Source organism: Gammaproteobacteria bacterium (genome assembly GCA_041395445.1).
Taxonomy (GTDB): Bacteria; Pseudomonadota; Gammaproteobacteria; order Xanthomonadales; family Marinicellaceae; genus NORP309.
Map to the genome: position 1 here is coordinate 240,469 of JAWLAO010000001.1, position 24,603 is coordinate 265,071.

Below are 24,603 nucleotides of genomic sequence, written 5' to 3' on the forward strand. Positions count from 1 at the left end.
TCAACTCCTGCCGTTTTTATAGTTTCGTCATTTGAGTGATAATGAATTCACCCTTGTAGATTCGAAATGTGAATAAAACTTCATCACCTTTTCGAAATCTTTCATACGAAACACGATCATCCACGTTGAAGTCTAAAGTTGCTGCCGGACGTTTCCATTCTGGTATGGCCTCACGAGTGATATTGATCATATTTGTATCTGAGTTTATAGAGTTGATTACACCTTTGACTGTTGCTTCAGGTAAATCTTTTTCATCCAGCATTTTGTGGTACATTCTCATAAAATCTGATGTTTTTGAAGATTCAGAATCCAACAAAAACTGAGCGGATGTGACGACTCTTTCACCATCTTTTAAACCCGATAATATTTGTGTAAACTCACTATCAGATTCCCCAATAACAACATTGGCTGATTTATATTTCCCATTTCCAAAAGCCAGCACAACTCTGTTGGACTGCCCGGTTCTGATAATTGACTGATTGCTAATTGTTAGCATTTCCTTATCATCTAAATAGTCAAAATACACTTTGGCATACATATTTGGTTTAAGTAATTGAGATTCATTATTCAATAACAATCTCACTCTCACCAGTCTTGTTTTCTCATCAATTTGTGGATAAATATAATCAACTGTTGAAGTGTACCTTTCTTCCATAGATTCAAATTTGATTTCTGCAGCCATACCTACTGATAGCTTATGCAAATTTGTTTGTAATACTGAAGCCTCAATCCAAACTCGGTCAAGATTTGCGATGGAAAGAATCGTCATCTCAGGTTTAACGAAGTATCCTTCTCTGATTTCCAAGTTCTCTATAATTCCATCATGTTGCGATTGGAACAAAACAGTTCTTTGAACTTTATTCTGTTTGATAATTTGATTGATAACTTGTAGCGGAATCTGCATGGATTCCAGCTTTTTGATTGTAGAGTTAATAAAGTTTTTATTGTTTTGTTTGACTGCCAATAACAATTCTTCCTGAGCATTGACAAACTCCGGAGCATAGATTTCATAAAGGGGCTGACCTTTTGCAATGTTTTCACCAGTCGATTTGACATATAATTTTTCAACCCAACCAGATATCTTTGAGTGAACATGCGTCAGTTCATTCTCATTAAATCTCACATAGGCGACAGCTGAAAATGATTGATTGAGTCTCCTTTTGGTGACTTTTTCTGTTTTGACTCCGAGATTATTTTCCACATCCGGTGAAATTTTTACAGTTCCAGGATTTTCTTCTTCTGTTTGTTCGTTATCACCATAAAATGGCACCAAATCCATTCCCATTGGCGACTTTCCGGGTTTATCTCGGCGATAATTCGGGTCCATCGGAGCGACCCAGTATAATGGTTTCTTTTCATCCTTTGGCTCCTGACTGTCCCCAGTTAAAATTGTTTTGGAGTTTGATAAAAAATACATTGCAGTCGCTGTAACGATTGCACCAATAATAAAACCTGCTAAAACTTTCTTCACTTCTTTCTCCCGAAATAATGAATCCGCAAAATATGATGACGGAATAACTTAAATTAAAAACACTAGAAATGCGTCTGCACACAAATTCAAGACGCAACTTGGTTGTATTAAGCAGAAATGGGTGGTTTATAAATTGAAGTTGGAAGTGATTTTTGGATGAAATAAGACTGAGAAATCAACTCAATATTTGAAGCATCTAACCTAAAGGAAATTTCACCGAGATTGACAAAAACTTTTGATAAACAAATTCCTTTTTCGCATTGGCAATTGGTTTTACAACAATCAACCTTTTCAGTTGGCTCCATTTCAACCATCATTTTCATGCCATGATGATTGGCATGTGCTGAGCTTTTTGTGTGCGAATTTTGGTTTGAGGAATGCTGTTTACAGTCCGAACCACACGCATATAACAACCCTGCTAACGACTGTGATACAAATGCCATCAGAACCAAGAATGTGATAATGTTGTGAATTCGAACTTTCAAAATAATTTCCTAAGTGTGCTCCTATGATAGCATTTCTTCAACAAAGTTCAATCATCTTTGGTTTAGGTTCTAATTTCTTTTCAACAAAGGATTGATTGATTTTGCTTTTTCAAAGGCTTCATCTGCGTCTTTTTGAGTAAAAGGTATATCTACTTTTTTTCTTAATGCAAAGTCGATAATTTTTGTTTTTTGAAGATACCCATAGGAATAGTCAGTGTTTATTTCAACAGCTTTATCAGCCATTTTAAGACCTTTCAGCAAAAGTTTTTTTGCATCAATTTTATTACCAGAAGCTTGTGCTGCTAAAAGACATATTTCTGCATAATCACTATAAATATCAATCGCAGATGGATCCAGTTCAACACCACGTTCAAACATTTCAATGGATAATGTAAAATCTGGTGATTCATTAAGTACCTTTTCTTTTATAACCTCTTTGTATCCACGGATATAACCCTCTAATGCAACAAAGTCGCCAATATCTTTCATCAATTCATTGGCTTTATTAACACTATTCAGTGAGAGATTGATGTATTTGAGACTATCTTCAGCTTCGATGTTTTGTGCCATTAACAAATAACTCTCAGCTAAAACAGCTCGACTGATAGGTTCGTTTTCGTTAATTTTTTGAATTTCAAATAATATCTCCACAACAGTTTCAAATAAACTTTGAAAATCGAGATTTCTCAAAATCTGATTGCGTATTTGATTATTATAAAGATTACTATTATTCACCATCAAATATAACTTTGAGTAATCGTTAGTATCATCGAGTGATAAGGCTTTATCATAATATTCAACTGCAGAATTAAAACTATCAGTGGTATCAACTCCTATATTCAGTTGATGTCTCATTCTGATATCCAGAGAAGTTACCAACGTGTTGTAAACGAAAACATTGTTATAATCACTCAGTTTAAGAGTTTGTTCACTGGCTTTAATACTGTTTTCAATTTCGGATTCAGGATCGCCACCCCAATTTATTTTTGCTTTTGCAGAAAAATTATATATCTCTGCACGATTGTTGTAGTTAATGAATGACGGTTCTAGATCTATCGCTTTTTGATTAAACATCAATGCTTTTAGCAATAAGTCACCATTTCGTATGCCTTTATTCATCTGATCGACGAAATAATAATAGTTTAACTTTGCTAATCTTGTGTATATCGTTGATTTTAAATCCGAAACCACCAAGGCTTCATTACATGATTTACTAGCTTCATTATAATTATCGGAAACATCACCACCGGTTCTTTGTACTTTATCAAGCAACAAAATGACCTGCATGGAACAATATCCTGTGTAAGCCGGTGCATAACTTCTGCCTCTGATTTGAGCATCTTTGAATGCAGAAAGTGACTGAATTCGATAATCATTAGCTATATCATATCGTCCCTCGTATATATGTGTCTGGCCGATTGTGTAAAGAAATGAGGCTTTTAACATATAGGCTTCAAAAAGCCAGTCTTTTTCAGTAATGATTTTATCCAAAATTTGGATAGCTTCTTCGGTTTTGTTTTCTGACCATAAAATGAGGGCTTTAGTGATGTTTGGTGTCTCTTGGTGTGTTTGAGAAGCAAGCTGATAGTAAGTAACAGCAGGCTGTAGATATTGCTTCTCCAACTCCTGAATTTTTTTATTATCACGTCTGATTACATAGCCATTCTTGCTAAGAAAATCATTCAATTCATCGTAATAGACAAGACTGTTTGTATGAGCCAGACTATAAGCCAAATCTTCGCTATTTAAGCCGGCATCCCAAGCTTTTTGCAAATATGCCAATCCATCAGCATGATTATCAGTGGCAATAAGTAGCATTCCAAGATACATATCTTTTTCAGCATTATTTAAAGCATTTGAATCAATTATTTTCTCTTGGAGATGTAACTTTTGGATTTTTATTTTTTCCTTATTTTTACTGGAGTCATGTAAAGGTAAGGCATAAATATTTCTTAATCCGACTTTCAATTCATCAGTTTCATTTTGAATTTCAGCAATGAAATCATTTTTTTTCGTAATCTTTTGATTTTCAACCTGCTTCCAAATCAAAAAAGCAACTAAGGCAATAATTACAAATGTTGCAGTTGAAACGATAATTTTTGTCTTTTTAGAAGATTGCTTGTGTTTGATTTTTTTGAGTTTTCGACTCACTTCTTCAGCATCAGGACGCTCTTCGGGTTTAATTGATGTCATTTCAGCAATCAAACTCTGATAAGATTTGGGGATATTGATTGTATTTATTTTTCTGGCATCAATGATTTGTCTTTTAAGATTCTCTGTATCATCGAGAACATAGGTATTCAAACCGGTAAGAAGCTCTTGCATTATAATACCGAATGAATAAATATCACTGGCAGTTGTTACCTTTTTACCGGATGCCTGCTCCGGACTCATATAAATTAATGTACCCATCATTGAACCAGCCTGAGTCTGAAGAACATTTTCAGAATCAGTACTCGTTTTGTTGATCATTTCAGGTGTTGTTATTATTTCCGACTTTGCAATACCAAAATCTAAAACTTTAACTAAACCATCTCTGGTTAACATGATGTTATCCGGTTTTAAATCTCTGTGAATAATTCCTTGCGAGTGTGCTGCCTGCAAAGCAGACGCAATCTGTATAAATATATCCAGTTGGTTTTCGGATTTATCAACAATTTGATTCAGCGTTTCCCCCTCAATCAACTCTAAAACAAGAATATCACTCTGTTCTTCATCAATGATATCAAATATTTGGCAGATAGAAGGATGATTGATTTTTGATAAAATTTGAGCCTCTTGTTGAAAGCGCAGTTGAGTTGACTTGCTCTTTAAAAACTCGTTTCTCATGGTTTTTAAAGCCACATTGCGATTAAGCTTCTCGTCATAGGCAAGATAGACACATCCCATGCCTCCTTTTGCTAACATTTTAATGATAGTAAATTGCCTTATTTTGTCACCAACTGAGAACTCCATATTTTCAGGGGCATGTAAAACTTCACTCCCTGCTGAGGTATTTAAAACAAAATCGGTGATGCGCGTTTCATCGGCGAGGATGAACTCCAATTTGTTTTTGATGTCTTTATCGGTAATGTTATCAAGAAATTGCGTGCGATGAGCCGTATCAAGCATAAGTGCTTGTTTGACTAAATTTTGCAGTTCATCGTTTTTCATTTCTTCGAATAGAGATAATCATGATTATAAGGTGTTTAATTTTACAGAGTAAAAGAATGAGTTACAATGAATTCATGAGATTGGCAAAAATGACAAGGATAGATTTGAAAAGTCGATTGAAAAAATTTAGTAACAGACTTGACAAAACTACAAGTAAACACCAAATTAAGCGTATATTGTAATTTAGTTAAACCGATGTCAAAAAAAGATTTATCCTGGGACAGCCAATCACTGGTTTTTCCGGAAAATGAAGAACAACTCAAAGAGCCTTCCATGTATAAGGTTCTGATAATAAATGATGATTACACACCGATGGATTTTGTTGTCGATGTGCTCATCAGGTTTTTTCGCATGGGTGAAGAACAAGCCACGCAAGTGATGATGAATGTTCATACGCGTGGCAAAGGTGTTTGCGGTGTATTTACTCATGAAATTGCCGAAACAAAAATGATTCAGGTTAATCAATACTCCAAACAGCATAAGCATCCGCTTTTATGCGTTATTGAGGAGGTTTAAAATGTTAGATAAGGAGCTCGATAGTTGCATCAGTCATGTTTTCCAAAAAGCGTTAAAAGAACGCCATGAGTTCATTACTACTGAGCATTTGATGCTGGGCTTATTGGAAAATCAGCATGTACAAACCGTTCTGACAAATATTGACTGCGATATGGAGTTGCTGAAAACCGAGCTGCAGCAACATATTGATAATTTTGTAACTGTCCTCCCTGAAAACTCTGAAGAAAAGCCAATTCCAACAGCTGGCTTCCAACGAGTGATGCAAAGAGCCATTTATACCGCACAGAGTTCTGAAGTTTCTGTGGTTACCGGTGATCGAGTATTAATTTCTTTTTTTGATGACAACGAAAGCTATGTAGTCTTTCTGTTGGCAAAACAAGGTATCGACCGCTTTGATGTTGTTAGTTTTGTTTCTCATTCGGATTTAATGTCGATTGATGAACAAGATGGTGATGAAGATTTTGACAGAGATGGCAACTCAGAAAAGGAAAAAGAACAAATTGAACAATATTTGGTCAATTTGAATGAAAAAGCACTTGCCGGCCAGATTGATCCGCTGATTGGTCGTCACAAAGAATTGGAAAGAACCATTCAGATTCTGCTACGCAGAAGCAAAAACAATCCATTATTGGTTGGTGAACCCGGTGTTGGTAAAACTGCAATAGCCGCCGGTTTGGCGAAACGCATTGTCGATAAAGAAATTCCGGAACTGATGCAGGATGCAGTTGTGTTTTCTCTTGATTTAGGCAATTTGCTAGCAGGAACCAAGTATCGTGGTGACTTTGAAAAACGTATGAAAAAAGTCATTCAACATGTCAAAAGCATTCCTCATTCCATATTGTTCATTGATGAAATTCACACGATTATCGGAGCAGGCTCAGTTTCCGGCGGCACGATGGATGCTTCCAATTTGCTCAAACCGGCTTTAAGTGCCGGAGAATTGCGTTGTATTGGTGCGACAACGGCGCAAGAAGCCAGAACTGTTTTCGATAAAGACAGAGCCTTATCGCGCAGATTCCAAAAAGTCGATATTCGCGAGCCCAGCGTTAAAGAAACGATTGAAATACTCACCGGGTTAAAATCACGTTTTGAGGATTTTCACGGCGTAAAATATGAAACTTCCGCTATCGAAGAAGCAGTCAAACTCACTTCCCGGCATTTGTCTGATAAATTTTTACCTGACAAAGCCATCGATGCCATTGATGAAGCCGGTTCATGGCAACGCATCAATAATTTGCAAAACACCACAATTGATAAATCGGATATACGCAGAGTGGTTGCCTCGATGGCAAAAATTCCGCTTAATGACTTAAGCGGTGATGACGTTCAAAGACTTCAGTCATTAGACCGCAATCTGAAAATGGTAATTTTTGGACAAGATGAAGCCATTGAAACACTGACAACAGCCATCAAAATGTCACGAGCAGGCATGTCAAAAATGGACAAACCAATTTCTAACCTTTTGTTTGCTGGACCAACAGGTGTCGGTAAAACTGAAGTTGTAAAACAGTTATCACATGTTTTGAGTTTAAAACTTCTTCGATTTGATATGTCCGAATATATGGAAGCGCACAGTGTTTCCCGTTTGATTGGTTCACCTCCCGGCTATGTTGGGCATGAAGATGGTGGCTTATTAACTGACAAAGTTCATCAAAACCCATACTCCATTGTTTTGCTGGATGAAATTGAAAAAGCTCACCCTGATATTTTTAACGTGTTATTGCAAGTAATGGACAGAGGCACTTTAACGGATTCCAATGGACGGGAAACTGATTTTCGCAATGTATTGTTGATTATGACAACCAATGCCGGTGCTGCTGAACAATCCAGAGAATCTATGGGTTTCACTGAACAAGATCACTCGACAGATAGCACGGCTGCTATCAAACGCCTGTTTTCACCGGAATTTCGTAACCGTTTAGATGCCACTATTCAGTTTAAGAAACTAACCGAAGAACATGTTCTGAAAATTGTTGATAAAATCATTATCGAACTGGAAGCACAAATGTCTGACAAAGACATTCATTTCAAGTTATCCGAACAAGCTAAAAAATGGCTGGTTGCCAAAGGATACGATAAAGCGATGGGCGCCAGACCGATGCACCGTGCGGTTGAAAATTACATCAAGAAACCAGTTATTGATGAAATTCTGTTCGGCAAACTCAGCAAGGGTGGAATGGTCTTGGTTGATGTTATCAATAATCAACTGGGTTTCTCCATTAAAAGTAACACTCAATTGTTACCTAACAAAACCGCAACGGAAAAATCCAAAGAAGAATAAACTTCTCAGCACCGAAAATAACTGATAACAAATAATAAAACAGACAGACGGATTTGTCTGTGGAGGAAAGTGATTATTTCTTACGAAATGTAATACGACCCTTCATTAAATCATAAGGAGTTAACTCAACAGTCACTGTATCACCGGTCAAAATACGAATATAATTTTTACGCATACGACCTGAAATGTGCGCTGTCACGATATGACCATTTTCAAGTTCTACGCGAAACATCGTGTTTGGAAGGGTTTCTGTAACTACGCCTTCAAATTCAATTACATCTTCTTTTGCCATAAAATTCCTCAGAAATAAAAACGGAGCGAATTTTAACAGAAATAAATGAATAATACATTAATGAAGAGAGGTTATGCTCAATTATCAAAAGAATTAGCACTGACTTGAGGTAAAAACCGCTTAAACTCACGCATTGAAATTAATTCGGCTCCCATGCTATCCAGATGTTCACTATAAACCTGACAATCCAGAATTTTTATGTTGTTCTTCAATAAATATTTACAGAGTTCGTATAAAGCAAACTTAGAACCATTGGTTTGTAGACTAAACATGGATTCACCGAAAAATATATTTTCCAAACGCACACCGTAAATTCCACCGGCTAATTGTCCATCAATATCAACTTCCAGACAATGAACAACTCCTTCCTTATGAAGCTGTAAATAGGCTTCTTTCATTTCATTGGTAATCCACGTCCCAAGTCCATCTTTGCGGGTTTTGGAACAATGATCAATCACTATCTTAAAATCTCTGTTGAAGTGAACCTGATAATTTGTTTGTCGAATCGCTCGTTTGAAACTTCTGGAAATATGAAATTTATCCGGGAAAAGAACCATTCGCGGATTGGGAGCCCACCACAATATCGGTTCATTTTGCGAAAACCAAGGAAAAATCCCATGCGAATAGGCTTTGACTAAAGTTTTCGAGTCCAGTTTCCCACCAAATGCCAACAAACCATTGGGTTCAGATAAAGCTTCCTCAACTGCTGGGAAATCACCACGCAAATCCATATTTGGTAAGTAAAACTTCATATCAGCTTGTATTTGATAAAGTTGAGATAAAAATGCTGTTGCTCATTTGCTATGATGTTTTATTCAGTTAAGTGCGAGAAAGTATTTTATTGTATAGAGATTTTTTATGCTATGGTTTGGAAAGAGAAATTATGTTCATTTTCTTTACTTGCATAAAGAAAACGAACCAAAAGAAAGTGCACTGTATGGTTCATAATCATAGGTAACACAAAAGTCCAAGTACATAGGTAACAGATTTATACTATTTATCTTTTTCGTGGGGAAAGCCTATGCCTTGGTTAGAGATAAATCCTATGGACCAAAAACTATATTTCATCTGTGATTATAAACGAGGAATCGACAACTTCAGCAATCTGTGCGAACGATATGGTATCAGCCGCAAGACAGGTTATAAACTTGTCAATAACTACCATGAAAATGGTATTGAAGGATTGGAAGAAAAAAGCAGGGCTCCGCATAATCATCCACATAAAGTTCCTTATAAAATCAGGCAATCCATATTGGAACTTCGTAGCCAGCGAATGATTACATTGGGAGCAAAAAAGATTCAGGCTAGATTGAAAACCATGTATCCAGATATAACTCCTCCTGCCATATCAACAATAAATAATATTCTTAAACAAGAAGGATTAGTCAAAAAAAGCAGAAAGTCAAACAGAGTTCCCAAATATAACAAAGCTTTAAAAAAAGCTCAGCAACCCAATGACTTATGGACAGTTGACTTCAAAGGTCAATTTAAACTTAAGAACGGAAGATGGTGCTATCCGTTAACAATCATGGATGAATACAGTCGTTTCCTGATAGATTGTCGCTGCCAAAGCAGCGTAAAAGGGGCGTTGACCATAAAAAGCTTCCAAAAGGTCTTCAAAGAATATGGTTTACCAAAACGAATACGCTCAGACAACGGAGTTCCATTCGCTACAAAATCAATTTCGGGGTTTTCATCATTGTCTGTCTGGTGGATACGACTTGGCATTATTCCTGAAAGAATCATGCCCGGTAAGCCACAACAAAATGGTAAACACGAACGCATGCACAGGACATTAAAAAAGTTTGCCACAAGACCTCCCTGCCAATCATTTAAATCACAGCAACAACGCTTTGACTTGTTTCGTGAAGAGTTCAATTACCAAAGACCTCATGAATCATTGGGTCAAAAACTTCCCTCAGAAGTTTATCAAAAATCACCATTAATTTATCCTGATAAGCTACCCAAAATTGAGTACCCGAGTTATTTTGATGTTAGAAGGGTCAGAAATACTGGAGTTATTTATTGGGGCAATGGACAAGTTTACATCACTCACAACCTAAAAGATCAGTATGTTGGCATGGACGAAGTTGATGACGGAGTGTTCGATATTTACTATAGTATTCATAGAATTGGACAATTTGATATACGAAATAATAAACCAAATTGTGTTAATTATTGGACTGTAAAAGTGTAACCTATGTTAGTGGACATTTTTGTTACCTATGTACTTGACTTGTACAGCACCCCGAACTCTCAGCCGTTGGCTTCCCTCTATATTTCAAAAATTTGGCGAGGTATTTGAACTCACATCGTTCAAAAAAGTTTCAGGAAAATTTTTTCACGCAAGCCCTCAGGGATGAGGGTGAGTATAAGGACGATACGCATAAACATAAATACCTCGTATTTTCAAATTTTCAAAAATATTCCGGTGTGAGTTAAGAGAATTGATTGGTAAATTAGTTAATTATTACTATATTTTTGCTGATTTTTATAACACCGTACTCTGTAGCATTGAGCTGTTTGCTTTGTTATGTTGTGATGCCTTAGCTAAAACAGCCGAAATAAATTTTTCGGCGTTATCAACTCCGATGAATACGCTCTTTACTTTCCCCATAGGTTCAATCAGATCTATTTCAACATTTGGAAAGCCCGAGTAGTTGTAGCGTTTCACAAATTTAAAACGCTTAACATACCCTATATTCTTATGAATTTCTGAAATATTGCTTAAAGGTATAATCAATGGCTGATAAAGTCCGTATCGAATAAATAAATTATTTCCTAATAAAGAAATAGGTCTTCTTGCAACAGAATGATACTCTGCAATAAAGAATATTAAGCTAAAAACAGTTAGTAAAGTTACGATATTTGCAAAAAATGGTGACCAGATAAAATGCAAAAACAAATGCATAATTGGCATCTCAAACGATATCAAATATACAAAGCCAAGTAAATTACTTTGTGCTCCATCTTTATTATGATATGTAAAGTGCTGCTCGCCAATAAAATTTTCAGGTTTCACTCTCTTAAAATAAATGAAATAAGTCCACATTCGAGTTTCGAAACTAAGTAATGCTGCAACAGGACTTTTACCTAAATATTGTTTAATTGGCTTTTCAATGGATAAATCCGGATCTTCACTCTTACTAATAGATGCTTTAATCGAAAGATACACTGTTAAAATTGCTAAAAGTTCAAACAATAGTATAACCGCTAAGACAAAATAGCGCCCGCTTTCAAGATAATGCCAAATCAGTTTACTTTGTTCGGGAATGATGTAACTCCCGATAAGAACAGCCAAACTCATCAAAACAACAGATTTTAACAAGGCTGATTTTTTATCATTTACACACAAAAAACATACAATCGGTAGTGCTATCAATGCATCTAAAAGAAACAACCATTCAAAATTTGCGCTGCCAAATTCATTAATCTTACTGTTAGATTGGTAATAGAACCCCCACCATAACGAAATGCAAATTAGAAATAAGAATGGTATTTTTGACTTTATAGAAGTAGTCACAATTCTCTCCAGATGGTATAGTAATTATTATAATACACTATGAACTCATAACCATATTTCGTCATTTTTTTATAATCCTTTTTTTGACCTATTACTTGTTGAATTGTGAAGATATTATAGAAGTTTGTTCTTTTTTAGCAAGTGGGTTAACTAAAGTCAAACTACCAAAAGGTAAAATCAGGAGGTACTTTCGACTTCGTCCATTTCGCTCAGTATTACATTGATTTAGAACTGACAAAGATTTTTAGCACAAAAAAAGCAGACAAAAATGTCTGCTTTCTTATCAATTCCAAAAATTGAATTATATGGGTTTAGAAAGGCTTCAATTTGCGTTTTAAAAATATGAGTTTGCAAGTGCAAATTATTATTTTTAAAGCGTGAAGAAAAGTCTTTATCAGCCCATATAAACGATTTTTTTAACGTTTCGAGAACTGAACAGCACGTCTCGCTTTGCGAAGACCCACTTTCTTTCTTTCCACTTTTCTGGCATCACGAGTCAGGAAGCCTGCGTCTCTTAGAGGCTTTCTGAATAACTCATCACTTTCAAGCAATGCTCTTGAGATTCCCAAACGAATCGCGCCGGCTTGCCCTGTGTTTCCGCCACCGACAACTGTACATTTCACATCCCATTGATTAGCTACTTCGAGCTTCTCTAGAGGTTGTTTCACAACCATGATAGAAGTTCCTCTACCAAAATAGTCGTCGATTGGTTTGTCATTAATCGTGATATTTCCTGAACCCGGAGTCAAAAATACACGAGCTATTGAAGATTTACGTCTTCCGGTACCATAATATTGTTGATTAGCCATGTTACTTCGCTCCTATTACTAATGGTTTTGGTTGTTGTGCTTCATGCGGATGATTCGGACCGGCATAAACTTTCAGTTTACGGTACATTGTTCTTCCCAATGAATTTTTTGGCAACATGCCTTTTACAGCCGTTTCAATAACCAACTCAGGATGTTTTTGTAATTGTTTTTCCAAAGTTATGGATTTCAAGTTACCGATGTATCCGGTGTGCTTGTGATAAACTTTGTTTTTCATTTTTGTACCAGTTACAGCTAATTTCTCGGCATTGATAACAACAATGTAATCACCGGTATCAACATGAGGTGTGTAAACAGGTTTGTGTTTGCCGCGTAAACGTCTAGCGATTTCAGCTGCCATTCTACCTAAAACTACGTTTTCGGCATCAATGACAAACCATTCACGCTTGACTTCATCGGCTTTTGCACTAAAAGTTTTCATTATAATATGCTCCTTAGCATTCATCGTGAACAAACTAAATCCCTTACCTGGAACTTTGATTTGCACACTTGTTTATATTACTAGTTTTAATGAAGTAAGTTTGAAAATTCAGTGATATCGAATCTTCGCGCCAAATTCAAGAGCGGGCATATTACTTGACTGCACGCAATAATGCAATGATTTATCAACAATTAGCGTAAACAGTTGGCATTTAATACTGTTTGAATTATACAAACAAGTCATGAGCTTTACTTAAAGGAATTTATTCCAGTCAAAATGAAGTAGATATTTATGTTTTTGATTTGTTCAGTTAAAGTATCAGCACCAAAACAAAATAATAATTTTAATCAGGGGATTATAATGAAACTTACAATTACGCTCACTGGCTTTATATTGATTTTAAGTTCATGTTCACAAGAAAAAGTTAGAGTTGATTCAAAACCTTCACAAGGCGATTATTGGGCTGTCAGATATGGTTATCCAACTATGCAAATCGATCCTTCATGGTTTGTTGAAGGTAGAAAGCAACATGAAAAAGTGCTTGCAAAAATTCCAAGTATGACTCACTCAAGTCGTTCAGCAATTTCAGATTTTTCCACATTTAATTTTACTGCTTTAGGCCCTAAACCTTTGAATACCTTTGGTGGAAGTTCATTTGCAGGTCGAGTGAATGTGATTGTTTCTCATCCAACTGATTCACAAATTGCCTATCTGGGAGTCGACGGTGGCGGAGTCTGGAAAACCGGTAATTGTTGTGATGTGAATACAACATGGACCAATGTCACTGATAATTCTGCGGTTGTCGGCGGAGCTATCGGAGATTTGTATCTTGATCCCAATAATCCCGATATTATTTATGCCGGAACCGGAGATTTAAGATATGGATCATACTCTTTCGGAAGCGCAGGCTTATTAAGATCGAAAAATGGCGGAATCACCTGGGAAATTCTAGGTGAAAGCGAATTTTCTCCTTATCGCAATCAAACTCCCGGAGAGTTTCCACAATACCAGGCCATTGGTAAAGTCCGAAGCAATCCATTAGACTCCACTCAAATCGTAGTTGGAACAAAAACGGGATTGTTTTTTTCCTATGACGATGGTTTAAACTGGACAGGGCCTTGCTTAACCAATACGTTTACTGATCAACGTCAGGATATTACCGGAATTGAGGTTTCTGCTACAGGAGATATTTATGCAGCCGTTGGTACTCGTGGACACCCGACGACTGTACAACCGGACTTAGGACTGAATGGCGCTAATGGAATCTATAAAACATCATTTCCGGCATCCGGTTGTCCAACTTGGAATCTGGTTACACATTCGGGTAATGGTTGGCCTACAGGAACAGGTTTTGGAACTCCTTATCCAACCAATTCTTTAGGAAGAATTGATATCACAATGGCTCCATCAGATAACGATGTGTTATATGCTCAGATAGCAAATGTCAGCACCAGAGAGGTTCTGGGCGTTTGGAAAACCACCGACGGAGGCACCCAATGGACACAAACAGCAACCACTTCTGATATTGGCGGCTGTGATGACGGAGGAACACAAGCCTGGTATGACATGGGTATGGCTGTTTCTCCGAATGATTCTGATATTGTGTTTCTTTCAGCTGTTGACTTATTCAAATCTTCAAATGGCGGAGATACATTTGTGAACAGTACTTGTGGTTATTCTTCCGGCTCATTAGGTGATTTTGTACATGTGGATCATCATGCAAGAACTTTTGTGGCTAACGATCCGACTAAACTATTGCTAGGTTCTGACGGCGGTGTTTACTACACAGGAAATGCCGATGAAGCTAACCCTAGAAATATCAGCTATACACAACTGAATGATAGTATTAATGCCATAGAATTCTATTCGGGAGATATCTCCGCTGATTTTGCCACTGCAACGACTAAAATAGCTGTTGGTGGTGCTCAGGATAATGGCTCTTCAGTCTCTGTCTGGGAAGCACCCAATCCATTACAAGCACAAGCCTGGACACGAGTTAATGGTGGCGATGGAATCTATGCCACAATAGAGCCTATACAATCTCAAAGAATATATGTTGAGTCGCAATACGGAAATATTAGAATCAGCACTACCGGTCCTTTAGGGTCATATAATAATTTTGTGAGCCCTTGGTCGGGGGACAGCCGTGTTCCATTTATTTTTCCTTTTCACATGAACAAACATGATTGCCCTGCGTCAACTTGCGATCAGCTAATGGCGGGGACTTACAGAATTTGGGAGACAAATAACGGTGGTTTGAGTAATTCAGGTTGGTATGTAAATAGCCCGGATTTAACAAAAGGTGTTCTCAATGACCGTTCAATCATCAATCAAATGCATTACGATATGGATGATGGCACGGTTGCCATTGTTGGAACAAATGACGGTAATGTTTACTATGGTTTCAATATGGGGCAAGGTGCGAATACGGCCAATTGGGTTGATGTCACAGACTCAAACTCTACTCTTCCGAACAGACCGATACTCGACGTGGTTTCTTATCAAATGACGGGTTATGCTGCTGTTGGAGGATTTGACCAAAATACCCCAACAACTCCGGGGCATCTTTATCAAATTAGCTGTGATGCCAACTGCCAAAATTTTCAATGGGCTGATAAATCAGGAAATTTACCAAACATTCCTGTAAACAGTGTAATGATTAACCCCCTCTACCCTGATATGGTTTTTGCCGGAACTGACTGGGGACTTTATTACACACAAAATATTAATGACATGACTCCTGATTGGTTTCGATTCACCTCAGGGATTCCTTCAGTGATGATTTGGGATTTAACCATTGACCGAGGATTTACAACTCTGGCTGCATTTACAAGGACACGAGGCGCTTACGTTTGGCCACTGCCGGATACAGAGTTATCGGATTTGATTTTTGAAAATGGTTTTGAATAAAACTTTAATAACAACAATGATTTAATTAATGTGATGCGACACCTTGGAATGTACAAAAAAACTCATCAGCAGTGGCTGAATGAGGTGAATGAATCAAAGTATTTGGACTATGAAACTGATAGCTATAATCAAGGCCCGTTAGTTGAAATGTTAGAAGCTCGTGTTTCCGAATTACTTGGAAAACCATCAAGTTTGTTTTTCAATAAAGGAGTCACAGCACAATTGGCTGCGATGAAAGTTTCATGTGATGCTCGAAATAACAATCTCATCGCTTTACACCCTCAATCTCACATAATTCTGGATGAAGAAGATGCTTATCAAATACTTTTAAATTTAAAAAGCATTTCTATTGGAAAATCAAATCAATCCATAATTTTTGATGATTTGAAAAGTATCAATGAAATCCCGGCAATATTTATTCTCGAACTTCCACTACGGCGGGCCGGTTTTAAACTTTCTGATTGGAATGAACTTCTGAAAATTCGGGCATGGTGTGATGCCAACAACATCCATCTTCACATGGACGGAGCAAGACTTTGGGAATCAGCTCCTTATTACCAGAAGTCTTTTGCCGAAATCAGCTCTTTATTTGATTCGGTTTATGTTTCACTTTACAAAGGCATCGGAGCTATTTCAGGAGCTGTTCTCGCAGGAACAAATGATTTTATCGAGAAATGCAAACCTTGGAGAGCCAGATTGGGTTCGCATCTATGGACAACTTTTCCATCACTTATCACATCTCTTAATGGTCTGGATAACAATCTTCCTCAAATTCCATCATGGGTTCATCGAGCTCAAACTTTAGCCGATAAACTGCAAAAAATTGACGGACTCATTGTCGACATTCCTCAATGCAATAGTTTCCAATTGCGGATTCACACTGATAACCTGAAAGAATTGAATGCCAAATTAACTCAACTGGAATCCGAGTTTGACATGAAAATTTGTCGTCCATTTTCCGATTACTCAGGAGATTCTTCTTTGAAATTCACAGAAGTACAGGTTGGAGCCAATCACCAGTTAATCGATAATGAGGAAATTGTCTCGTTTTTTTCTTTGCTGACGAAATCTCTCTAAATGAGTCAAATCAATGATGAGAATGCACAATACGAATTTCACTCGGTTTAGATAAATAATCTTTCTGTGAATCAATAAGCTCTTGGTGAATCCTTATATTCAATATCAATTGAAATAACCTGATTTTGCACTGAACTAAACTCTGAAAGATCTTTTAATTGATCAATTGCCTGAGCCGGAGCAACCAGTTTTGTTTGAGGAAATTTCTGTAAATATTTTATCACCAAATCTGCCGCGAAATGATCTCCATGCGCGTGGCTGATGAATATTGCATCAATATCATTATACGGTTCATAATTTTCAAATAATGCATTGAGAATTGCATCAGGAACCAGTTGATAAATTTCATAATTGTTATGAAAAAACGGATCAAATATAATTTTTGTCTCTGCATTGGAAATCATTACCCCTTCGTTTCCAAGATAAGTTGCCTGAGCTTGGCTTTCATGAGCATCAACAAATGCTGAAATCACCAAAAATACAATTGCGATAATATTTTTCATGGTACAGATTCTATAGTTTCAAAATTGCTATTATTTACCTTTTATTTCTTCGGCTATCCTCAAAATTACATTTAAACTCTCGTCAACATCCTGTGAATTTGTCTGCCAGTTGCTGACACTGATACGCATCGCTGTTATACCTTTCCAAATCGTTTGGCCAACCCAGCATGTGCCCTCTTTTTGTACAGCATCCAGAATCTTCAAATTTAATTCTTCGGAACCAAAATCAACCACAACCTGATTCAGAACCACATCATTCATGACTTTATAACCTGCAGCAACAAAACCTTCAGCAAATTGTTTGGCACAGGCACAACAACGATTGACTAATTCTTCAACACCGGATGTTCCCAAATGATGCAAAACTGCGTAAATATCAACGCCGCGTGCTCTTCTTGATAATTCAGGTGTGTAATCCGAAGGATTGCGCCCCGCATTTTTTGTAGGTAAATAAGATGCAGTAATCGCCATTGCTGCTTTTAACGCATGTTTATGTTTGACAAAAGCTAAACCCGAATCATAAGGAACATTAAGCCATTTGTGAGCATCTGTTGCCCAGGAATCTGCTTTTTCGACTCCTTCCAAAAGATACTTATATTTAGAACTGGCTTTTGCCCAAAGCCCGAAAGCACCGTCAACATGCACCCATGAGTTTTTATTTTTGACCAAATCACAGATTTCAGCAATCGGATCACAAGCTCCTGAGTTGATATTTCCGGCTTGAGTGATAACAATCGAGTTTTCTTTGACTTCAGGAAAACTGCTAATATCTATTCGACCCTGATTATCAGTTTTCACTTTAGTCACCCGATTGCGGCCCAAACCTAACATGGCCAGCGATTTATAAACAGTCGGATGAGATTCTTCTGAAATAATGATTTGCAAATCAGGAGCTCCAATAAGTCCATCAGCTTCCACATCCCAATCTGCTGTTTTGAATACATGATTTCTCGCCGCTGCCAACGCAGTGAAATTGGCAACTGTTGCACCGGTCACAAATGCGGTTGCTGAATCTTTCGGCAGTCCAAGAATTTTCAACAACCATTTTGATGAAACAGATTCCACCGCAGCTGTTGCCGGAGTTGTGAGTTCTAATCCGGTATTTTGATCCCATGCAGTTGACATCCAGTTTGAGGCAACACTGACAGGATAGGAACCGCCTATCACAAACCCGAAAAACTTTGATGAAGTCATCTTCATAGTTGCCGGCTCAATATACTTGTTCATGCGCTCGATTACTTCAATTTCATCAACAGATTCACTCTGCAAGTCAAAATCCAAATTCGATAAATTCTGTCTGGCTTCATCACCAACCTGAATTTTTTCGTTGTTCATTTTGTTTAAATAGGCTTCTGCATATTCTTTTGCCTTATTTAATAAATCACTCATTGGTCGCTCTCTGTCTGATTATGCAATTAATTTGTTTTTCCTAAAATGGAGAATGATTATAACACCAGTAACAATTAAGAATCATTCTTATTAATATTTCTAAAGACAATAAAAAAGGTCGAACTTTCATTCGACCTTTGGTATTTCCGAAACAGATTGCAACTTCGGGGGAGAGGTTTTTCTATTTCAGAAAATTTCGTGGGATTTTAGGTTTTATTCATAACCATTCCTGAAAATCACATCATCGCTTTCGATGAACTCATAAGCTCCAATGTCAGCGACTCCATCAGTCATACGGTCATAACCTCTGATATCCTCAAATTGCGGAACAGGATTCTCAGCACAAATCGGGTCAATAGCTATCGATCCTAAGGATAGCTTGTAATTCGCAGAAGTTATCAAATTTGCAGAACCAATCACCGTATCTGCGTCATACAACGCCGATGCCGAATCATTATGAACAATTGAGCAATTTATATTTGCACCGGATTGATTCGGTGGAATAAAAATTTCTGCATCATTGTCATCATCAATAATCGACTTACTCATGTTGAATGTCAAATTACTACTATCGGCATTGTTATAAATTCGCAGAACATTATTTGCCACCAATGTGGAATAATTGATATTTGTTACCAGTGAGGTATTACTATAGAAAATTGATAATGCCGGATCGGTTGTATCATCTTTTTGGCTATGAGAGATTAAATTTCCTTCCATTGTTAAATTATTATTCTGGCGACCATAGTAAACCGCTCCATAATACGCTTTATTCCCTTTCAATAAAGTCTGGCTAATACTAATATCATTCGAACCATAAGCATTCAATGCTCCTCCACCATATCCTGTTGAACTATTATTAGTTACGGAGTTGTAACTAATTGATGAACAAATTTCCGCATAATTACACCCATCGACGGCTTGAGAGACTCTTAATTCATTCGGACTTCCGCTTGATTTGAGCATGTAAAGTCCACCACCACGATTTTGTGCGGTGTTACCATCAATTCGGGCATTGACAATTTCTACAACGTTATTATCTGATATATAAATTCCACCTCCGGTGTTATCAGTTGTATTCTGACTGACGGAAACAGGAATAGTATCAGACCCTGTTAAATAGACCATACTATTGTCAAAACGCATTCCTCCACCATAAGCATAGGCATGATTATTGAAGAAACCATATTCCAGAGAGTCCAAAGGGTTCATATCGCCTGAGGCAAAAACCGAAACTGAACAGTTATCTGAAAATAAGCCACCGCCTATACTGGCTGTATTATTGTAGATTGCAGAACCCTCTCTAATGGTAAAAATGGCTCCATAACAATTGATTCCACCACCCCAAATGCTTTCAACATCTTCGTTGAATTGATTATAAATTTTCCCTTGAAAATCGACACGAGTGAACTCTCCTGTAATTTCCAGCCCGGTGTCAGCATTATCATGAATCTGAGTTTCTTCCATGAGAATAACCAAAGAACTGGTCACACCCGAACTTCTGATGCTCACTCCTGTTGGAGAACCTCCATAAATATCAAATCCCGAGATAACGATTGTATTAAACACCATAGTGTTATAATCAATGTTCAAACCGATTGCACTCCCATTAGCATCAATTTGACTGGGAGAATATCCTTCTACTCGTTGATTATTCGCTGCATCCAGGCAATTGCTAAACCCTCCATGAAGTGAAAAAACATCCTTGTCATCAATAATTATCGAGGAGAAAACTTTTTGATTGGTAACTCTGATTTCCATCCCGGAATTTGCCGAGTTAACTGCATCTTGAATTTCATTAAACTGGCAATTGGCATCTGAAACATCTCCAACTGTTAGTACAGTCGCATTAATACAAGATGTGAAGAACATGAGTGAGACTAATAACCTTTTCATAAAAACCTCTTTTTTAATAAACATGAAAGCTGAGTGTGACTTTCAATAAGCCACACTCAACATAAGGTTATTCAAAACTATCTTTAAAAATTATATCAAAACTGATTTCTTCATAAGCTCCGATATCAAATGGACCTCTTAGATTTGGAATAGCCAGATCATCAACTCCTCTGGGGTTTCCTTCAATATCGGGATAGGAACTTTGAATTTCATTTTCTGAACATAAATCTTTAGCAAAGGACATGCTTTGTAAATGATAGTCTCCGTTCACCCCATCGACAAAATCAGGGTTAAATGGATAATTGTCTTCTAATTCTATGGAACCCCCATTTGGTGGGAAAGAGTTTGTTTCATGAACATAGTTACACTTCAGTCTCAGGAATGGAGTTATATTCCCTGAAGTAGAAATTATATCACCTTGATCATATATGATTGAATTGTAGATTCTCACCCAGTTTTGAGCATCTGATCCGTGCAATGCAAAATGAGTATCTACAGTATTTCCAGCAATTGTGTTATAAAAAAAGTCCAGATTTGCTGCATTATTAACAGCATAGAGTTTAATTAAATCAGACGCAAAAGGTTGGCCGTTTGGACCATTCGCTGTGATAACATTACCTTCAAGAAATAAATTTCCGAAATTACGCACAAAAAATAAAGCAGACTGATTGGCATGATTATTTTTTAATAATGTTTGAGAAATGGACGCGGTTGAATTGATATCATATATATATCCAGCAGCAGCTGTTCCATCGCCATCATGATCTGCGTCAGAAACAAAGTTACTGGATAAACTTGAACATTTATCATTGTCCCAACAGTTCCCTTCAGCCCTGTTCATTGTAAATGATGCTCCTCCTGTGACTCCAAAACCAGCTCCCGCATGTTGAGCAATGTTTAGTTCTATTCTTCCATTTGTTGATGTGAAAGATGTTCCATCACCAGGAAAGTTATTACTCCCTTGAAGATAGACTCCTCCTCCGCCAATAATAACATCCGTTGTATCAATATTTGAGATATTACCGATAATACTTGCTGGATGATTGGCATTTCCTGTCAGTTCAACACTAGAACCTCCCTTAATATAAATTCCTCCGCCTTGTCCTGCTGCAATATTTGATAGAACTCCAAATTCCGTTGCAAACAAGTCATTGTTATCACCACTATTAATTGTGACTTGGCATCCCGTATCTGCGTATATTCCACCGCCATGTCCTGGAAACTCAACTAAATTAGCCCCAGATAATGCTTCATTACCTTTGATACTTGATTCTCCCATTAACGTGAAACTAGCACCATTTGTACAGGAAACACCTCCACCAACTTTAATAGCTGTATTATTATAAATTTGAGTATTAGTAGCAATGACTCGAGCATCTTCACCATGAACTTGTATTCCACCACCAAACTCACTCTCATGATCATAAACATTGCTATTGGCAATAGTTAAAAAAACATCTCCCCATACTTTAATCCCGCCAGTTTGACCTAAACCTGTATTCACTCCTCCATAAATATTAAAGCCATCAGCAACGATTATTGTATTACTCCCGACAGGACCATCAATATCAAATGTAACCATATTGTCAAATGGAGCCAGCCAATATGTTTTACCAACAGGAGGATCTCCTGCACTTGCTGAGGCACAACTTGCATACCCTCCGGTCATCCATTTGGTTTTTGCAAATGTGAAGTTTGGCTTAACGGTTTTATTAGCAGTAATCCTGACAAATGGATCAGCATCATTATAGGCATCGAATAGGGTGTTATAATCACAATCCGCCGTCGCTCCGACAGTTACAAACGCAGAACTAATAGATGTTACAGTTAATAAAAGTAGCGACAAAATTGTCTTGATAAAATTATTTTTCATTTTCGTTTCCCCGAAGTTTTAAAAAAGTGAGTGTATTAAACAAAAATGAAGTTTGAATATCCTGAATGAAGTTTGAAACATTCTGAAAGAGTTTGAACAAATATTTTTTAATATTTAAATCAATAGGTTATAAAATAAAAAAAGCCTGAAAAAAATTCAGGCTTTTTAAAACTTTTGGTAATTTGATGTTATTTTCTAAGTTTATTTGGCAACAATGCAGCACCACCCATAAATAAAATGGCGATCACTCCGGCAACAACCAAGCCGGACACACCATCAATCAATGCAGGATATTTTTCATTCCCGGTTTGAGCTAAAGAAACGGCTCCACCACCGATTTTATCAAACAACCAAGACATGTTTTCAGTTAACCAGCCATACAAAAGCACATAAACCCATGCTCCGACCAAGCCACCCAAAATCATGAAAATCGAATCTTTTCGCCCGGCTCCCAATGCAGCTAGTGTTGTTCCCGGACAATATCCACCAAGACCAAAGCCAATCCCAAAAATAGCTCCTCCAACAATCACACCAACATAAGAAGATTTCACACTAATGTGCGAAGTTGGAATCACGCCGGCTGCCATCAGAATAAATAACAGCAAACTAGAGAATCCTATTGCAAACAAGATGACTTTTGCCAAATGCAAATCAGTCAATCTTAAGAAACCGACGATTTTATTTGGATTTGTTGCTCCGACTTTGTGCAAAATAAAACCGAAAGCACCACCGATAACAATCGCTAAAATTATTTCTTTCATTTCATAACCTCCTTATTTTTTGAACACAAAGATTGCAACAGGAACTGCAATTGCAAAAACTCCGGCAGCAAATAAATATCCGCTTAAGGAAGTTTGCATCATACCGCTCATCATGTGACCTGATGTGCAGCCACTGGCGAGTCTTGCTCCAAACAGGATGAAGAAACCTGAAATAAAAGCTCCAAACATTCGCTTATTCCAGGAAGAACCCAGATTATCTCGCCAGGTTTGTGGAATCCAGCCTTCATCTTTTTCTACTTTTGGACCTCCTAGTTTTGCAGATAAGAAACCACCTGCGAACATAGCCAACACAAAAATAAAACCGTAATTTGCAATATTCAAACTGCTTTTAGCATACTTACCATCACTTTTATTCAAGTAAGCATTTGAACTTGAATATGTTGTGTTTCCTTCTGCATCTGTGTTTTTCTGCGCCAAATCCGGTTTGAGCTTACAAAAGATAAAACAATCAGCAATAACATACTGTGTGGAAACACCAATCGGCTTCACAAGTGCTACTGCAATTAAAAAACAAAACCCAAGAATGATTCCACTCTTAAGCCATCCCCAAGAACTATTCATAAATGTACCCCTAAATTTAGATTAACTGACTGCATAAAACTTTATGCACCGCGTTCCAAAACACTATCCGAAATTAGAAAATGTTATATTAAACTTAGCTAATATAGCACTAAGCAAGGAAGTTATGCAAATATAAAGACAAATGCGAAGTTGTTTTAGTTTGGAATATAATTTTTGAACAGCTGATTGGCTCAGTTTAACTATTCATATCAATTAATTGTGTCAGACGACTTTTGAGTTGTTTGGCAATATCTTGAGAAATTGTCAAATTGATATACATACAGGAACTATTGACAGCTTTTTTTAAGGATGCTGAGTCCAGTTGACTGTTATGAATTTTATTCACCGCCTTTTCATAATTTTCAGGTATGAATTTTTTGACTTCAGCTACCAGCTTTTGTTGCAGTAACAGACTTGAGGAAATGGCTTCTGAGACCATTGAGTTCACGATAAAGCCATCCTGTTCTAATTCAAGCAGATCCTTGATTGGACTCCATTGATCGGAACATTTATTGAAAATATCCGATACATAGGTTTTACTATCTACAAGAATTAGAACCCAACGTTTTTCCTGTGATAAATCATAAACCCGATTATGAATGGCATCCTCACCCTTCTCGGTTCTTTTGAGCAAAAGTTCCAC

20 protein-coding genes are annotated in these 24,603 nt (G+C 37.1%); 5 read left to right on the forward strand and 15 right to left on the reverse strand.

What is annotated here, in order from left to right:
- Positions 1–16: 16 nt before the first annotated feature.
- The 3 genes from R3F25_01110 to R3F25_01120 form a co-directional block, all read right to left on the reverse strand.
- The gene (locus R3F25_01110) at positions 17–1,471 is read right to left on the reverse strand and encodes an efflux RND transporter periplasmic adaptor subunit (GenBank protein MEZ5495424.1); all 1,455 of its coding nucleotides are present in this window, start codon (positions 1,469–1,471) and stop codon (positions 17–19) included.
- A gap of 107 nt (positions 1,472–1,578) precedes the next feature.
- The gene (locus R3F25_01115; protein ID MEZ5495425.1) at positions 1,579–1,956 is read right to left on the reverse strand and encodes a hypothetical protein; all 378 of its coding nucleotides are present in this window, start codon (positions 1,954–1,956) and stop codon (positions 1,579–1,581) included.
- Between the two features lie 69 nt (positions 1,957–2,025).
- A complete protein-coding gene (locus R3F25_01120) occupies positions 2,026–5,109 on the reverse strand; it encodes a serine/threonine-protein kinase (GenBank protein MEZ5495426.1) in 3,084 nt (1,027 codons plus the stop codon).
- A gap of 195 nt (positions 5,110–5,304) precedes the next feature.
- Between R3F25_01120 and clpS the strand changes: the two genes are divergently transcribed.
- The gene (clpS, locus tag R3F25_01125; protein ID MEZ5495427.1) at positions 5,305–5,625 is read left to right on the forward strand and encodes an ATP-dependent Clp protease adapter ClpS; all 321 of its coding nucleotides are present in this window, start codon (positions 5,305–5,307) and stop codon (positions 5,623–5,625) included.
- A 1-nt stretch (position 5,626) separates the two neighbouring features.
- Entirely contained in the window at positions 5,627–7,906 is a 2,280-nt protein-coding gene (gene clpA, locus R3F25_01130; protein MEZ5495428.1) for an ATP-dependent Clp protease ATP-binding subunit ClpA, read from the forward strand.
- Between the two features lie 73 nt (positions 7,907–7,979).
- On the opposite strand, the gene infA is transcribed toward clpA, so the two are convergent.
- The gene (gene infA / locus R3F25_01135; protein ID MEZ5495429.1) at positions 7,980–8,198 is read right to left on the reverse strand and encodes a translation initiation factor IF-1; all 219 of its coding nucleotides are present in this window, start codon (positions 8,196–8,198) and stop codon (positions 7,980–7,982) included.
- Between the two features lie 77 nt (positions 8,199–8,275).
- Positions 8,276–8,950, reverse strand: a complete 675-nt coding sequence (aat, locus tag R3F25_01140) for a leucyl/phenylalanyl-tRNA--protein transferase (GenBank protein MEZ5495430.1) — start codon at positions 8,948–8,950, stop codon at positions 8,276–8,278.
- A 293-nt stretch (positions 8,951–9,243) separates the two neighbouring features.
- Between aat and R3F25_01145 the strand changes: the two genes are divergently transcribed.
- Positions 9,244–10,395, forward strand: a complete 1,152-nt coding sequence (locus R3F25_01145) for an IS481 family transposase (GenBank protein ID MEZ5495431.1) — start codon at positions 9,244–9,246, stop codon at positions 10,393–10,395.
- A 294-nt stretch (positions 10,396–10,689) separates the two neighbouring features.
- Here R3F25_01145 and R3F25_01150 read toward each other — a convergent pair whose 3' ends face one another.
- From R3F25_01150 to rplM, 3 genes are all read right to left on the reverse strand, one after another.
- Positions 10,690–11,721 carry a hypothetical protein gene (locus R3F25_01150; protein ID MEZ5495432.1) on the reverse strand — a complete coding sequence of 344 codons (1,032 nt, stop codon included), beginning with the start codon at positions 11,719–11,721 and terminating at the stop codon, positions 10,690–10,692.
- Positions 11,722–12,137: 416 nt separating this feature from the next.
- Complete coding sequence (rpsI, locus tag R3F25_01155) at positions 12,138–12,530, reverse strand: 30S ribosomal protein S9 (GenBank protein ID MEZ5495433.1); 393 nt, start codon at positions 12,528–12,530, stop codon at positions 12,138–12,140.
- Between the two features lies 1 nt (position 12,531).
- On the reverse strand, positions 12,532–12,969 hold the full coding sequence (gene rplM / locus R3F25_01160; GenBank protein ID MEZ5495434.1) for a 50S ribosomal protein L13: 438 nt from the start codon (positions 12,967–12,969) through the stop codon (positions 12,532–12,534).
- Between the two features lie 360 nt (positions 12,970–13,329).
- Here rplM and R3F25_01165 point away from each other — a divergent pair, with 360 nt between their 5' ends.
- Both R3F25_01165 and R3F25_01170 read left to right on the forward strand, forming a co-directional pair.
- Entirely contained in the window at positions 13,330–15,879 is a 2,550-nt protein-coding gene (locus R3F25_01165; GenBank protein MEZ5495435.1) for a hypothetical protein, read from the forward strand.
- Between the two features lie 48 nt (positions 15,880–15,927).
- Positions 15,928–16,956 carry a beta-eliminating lyase-related protein gene (locus R3F25_01170; GenBank protein ID MEZ5495436.1) on the forward strand — a complete coding sequence of 343 codons (1,029 nt, stop codon included), beginning with the start codon at positions 15,928–15,930 and terminating at the stop codon, positions 16,954–16,956.
- A gap of 71 nt (positions 16,957–17,027) precedes the next feature.
- Here the strand turns inward: R3F25_01170 and R3F25_01175 are convergent, their stop codons facing one another.
- The 7 genes from R3F25_01175 to R3F25_01205 all read right to left on the reverse strand — a co-directional run bounded on the left by R3F25_01175 (position 17,028) and on the right by R3F25_01205 (position 24,594).
- Positions 17,028–17,459 carry an MBL fold metallo-hydrolase gene (locus tag R3F25_01175; GenBank protein ID MEZ5495437.1) on the reverse strand — a complete coding sequence of 144 codons (432 nt, stop codon included), beginning with the start codon at positions 17,457–17,459 and terminating at the stop codon, positions 17,028–17,030.
- Between the two features lie 30 nt (positions 17,460–17,489).
- Positions 17,490–18,848 (reverse strand): aminotransferase class V-fold PLP-dependent enzyme, encoded by a 1,359-nt coding sequence (locus R3F25_01180; GenBank protein ID MEZ5495438.1) that lies wholly within the window; start codon positions 18,846–18,848, stop codon positions 17,490–17,492.
- Positions 18,849–19,061: 213 nt separating this feature from the next.
- Complete coding sequence (locus R3F25_01185; protein MEZ5495439.1) at positions 19,062–20,744, reverse strand: hypothetical protein; 1,683 nt, start codon at positions 20,742–20,744, stop codon at positions 19,062–19,064.
- Positions 20,745–20,811: 67 nt separating this feature from the next.
- The gene (locus tag R3F25_01190) at positions 20,812–22,617 is read right to left on the reverse strand and encodes a hypothetical protein (protein MEZ5495440.1); all 1,806 of its coding nucleotides are present in this window, start codon (positions 22,615–22,617) and stop codon (positions 20,812–20,814) included.
- Positions 22,618–22,805: 188 nt separating this feature from the next.
- Entirely contained in the window at positions 22,806–23,378 is a 573-nt protein-coding gene (locus tag R3F25_01195) for a DUF6691 family protein (GenBank protein MEZ5495441.1), read from the reverse strand.
- A gap of 12 nt (positions 23,379–23,390) precedes the next feature.
- Positions 23,391–23,960, reverse strand: a complete 570-nt coding sequence (locus tag R3F25_01200; GenBank protein MEZ5495442.1) for a YeeE/YedE thiosulfate transporter family protein — start codon at positions 23,958–23,960, stop codon at positions 23,391–23,393.
- A 196-nt stretch (positions 23,961–24,156) separates the two neighbouring features.
- Positions 24,157–24,594, reverse strand: a complete 438-nt coding sequence (locus R3F25_01205) for a hypothetical protein (protein ID MEZ5495443.1) — start codon at positions 24,592–24,594, stop codon at positions 24,157–24,159.
- Positions 24,595–24,603: the final 9 nt, after the last annotated feature.

Bases quoted from the DNA above. Each gene is read 5' to 3' on its own strand.
- aat (MEZ5495430.1), bottom strand. From the start codon at position 8,950: ATGAAGTTTTACTTACCAAATATGGATTTGCGTGGTGATTTCCCAGCA.
- clpA (MEZ5495428.1), top strand. From the start codon at position 5,627: ATGTTAGATAAGGAGCTCGATAGTTGCATCAGTCATGTTTTCCAAAAA.
- clpS (MEZ5495427.1), top strand. From the start codon at position 5,305: ATGTCAAAAAAAGATTTATCCTGGGACAGCCAATCACTGGTTTTTCCG.
- R3F25_01165 (MEZ5495435.1), top strand. From the start codon at position 13,330: ATGAAACTTACAATTACGCTCACTGGCTTTATATTGATTTTAAGTTCA.
- R3F25_01195 (MEZ5495441.1), bottom strand. From the start codon at position 23,378: ATGAAAGAAATAATTTTAGCGATTGTTATCGGTGGTGCTTTCGGTTTT.
- R3F25_01185 (MEZ5495439.1), bottom strand. From the start codon at position 20,744: ATGAAAAGGTTATTAGTCTCACTCATGTTCTTCACATCTTGTATTAAT.
- R3F25_01120 (MEZ5495426.1), bottom strand. From the start codon at position 5,109: ATGAAAAACGATGAACTGCAAAATTTAGTCAAACAAGCACTTATGCTT.
- R3F25_01170 (MEZ5495436.1), top strand. From the start codon at position 15,928: ATGTACAAAAAAACTCATCAGCAGTGGCTGAATGAGGTGAATGAATCA.
- R3F25_01145 (MEZ5495431.1), top strand. From the start codon at position 9,244: ATGGACCAAAAACTATATTTCATCTGTGATTATAAACGAGGAATCGAC.
- R3F25_01180 (MEZ5495438.1), bottom strand. From the start codon at position 18,848: ATGAGTGATTTATTAAATAAGGCAAAAGAATATGCAGAAGCCTATTTA.
- R3F25_01200 (MEZ5495442.1), bottom strand. From the start codon at position 23,960: ATGAATAGTTCTTGGGGATGGCTTAAGAGTGGAATCATTCTTGGGTTT.
- R3F25_01190 (MEZ5495440.1), bottom strand. From the start codon at position 22,617: ATGAAAAATAATTTTATCAAGACAATTTTGTCGCTACTTTTATTAACT.
- infA (MEZ5495429.1), bottom strand. From the start codon at position 8,198: ATGGCAAAAGAAGATGTAATTGAATTTGAAGGCGTAGTTACAGAAACC.
- rpsI (MEZ5495433.1), bottom strand. From the start codon at position 12,530: ATGGCTAATCAACAATATTATGGTACCGGAAGACGTAAATCTTCAATA.
- R3F25_01175 (MEZ5495437.1), bottom strand. From the start codon at position 17,459: ATGAAAAATATTATCGCAATTGTATTTTTGGTGATTTCAGCATTTGTT.
- rplM (MEZ5495434.1), bottom strand. From the start codon at position 12,969: ATGAAAACTTTTAGTGCAAAAGCCGATGAAGTCAAGCGTGAATGGTTT.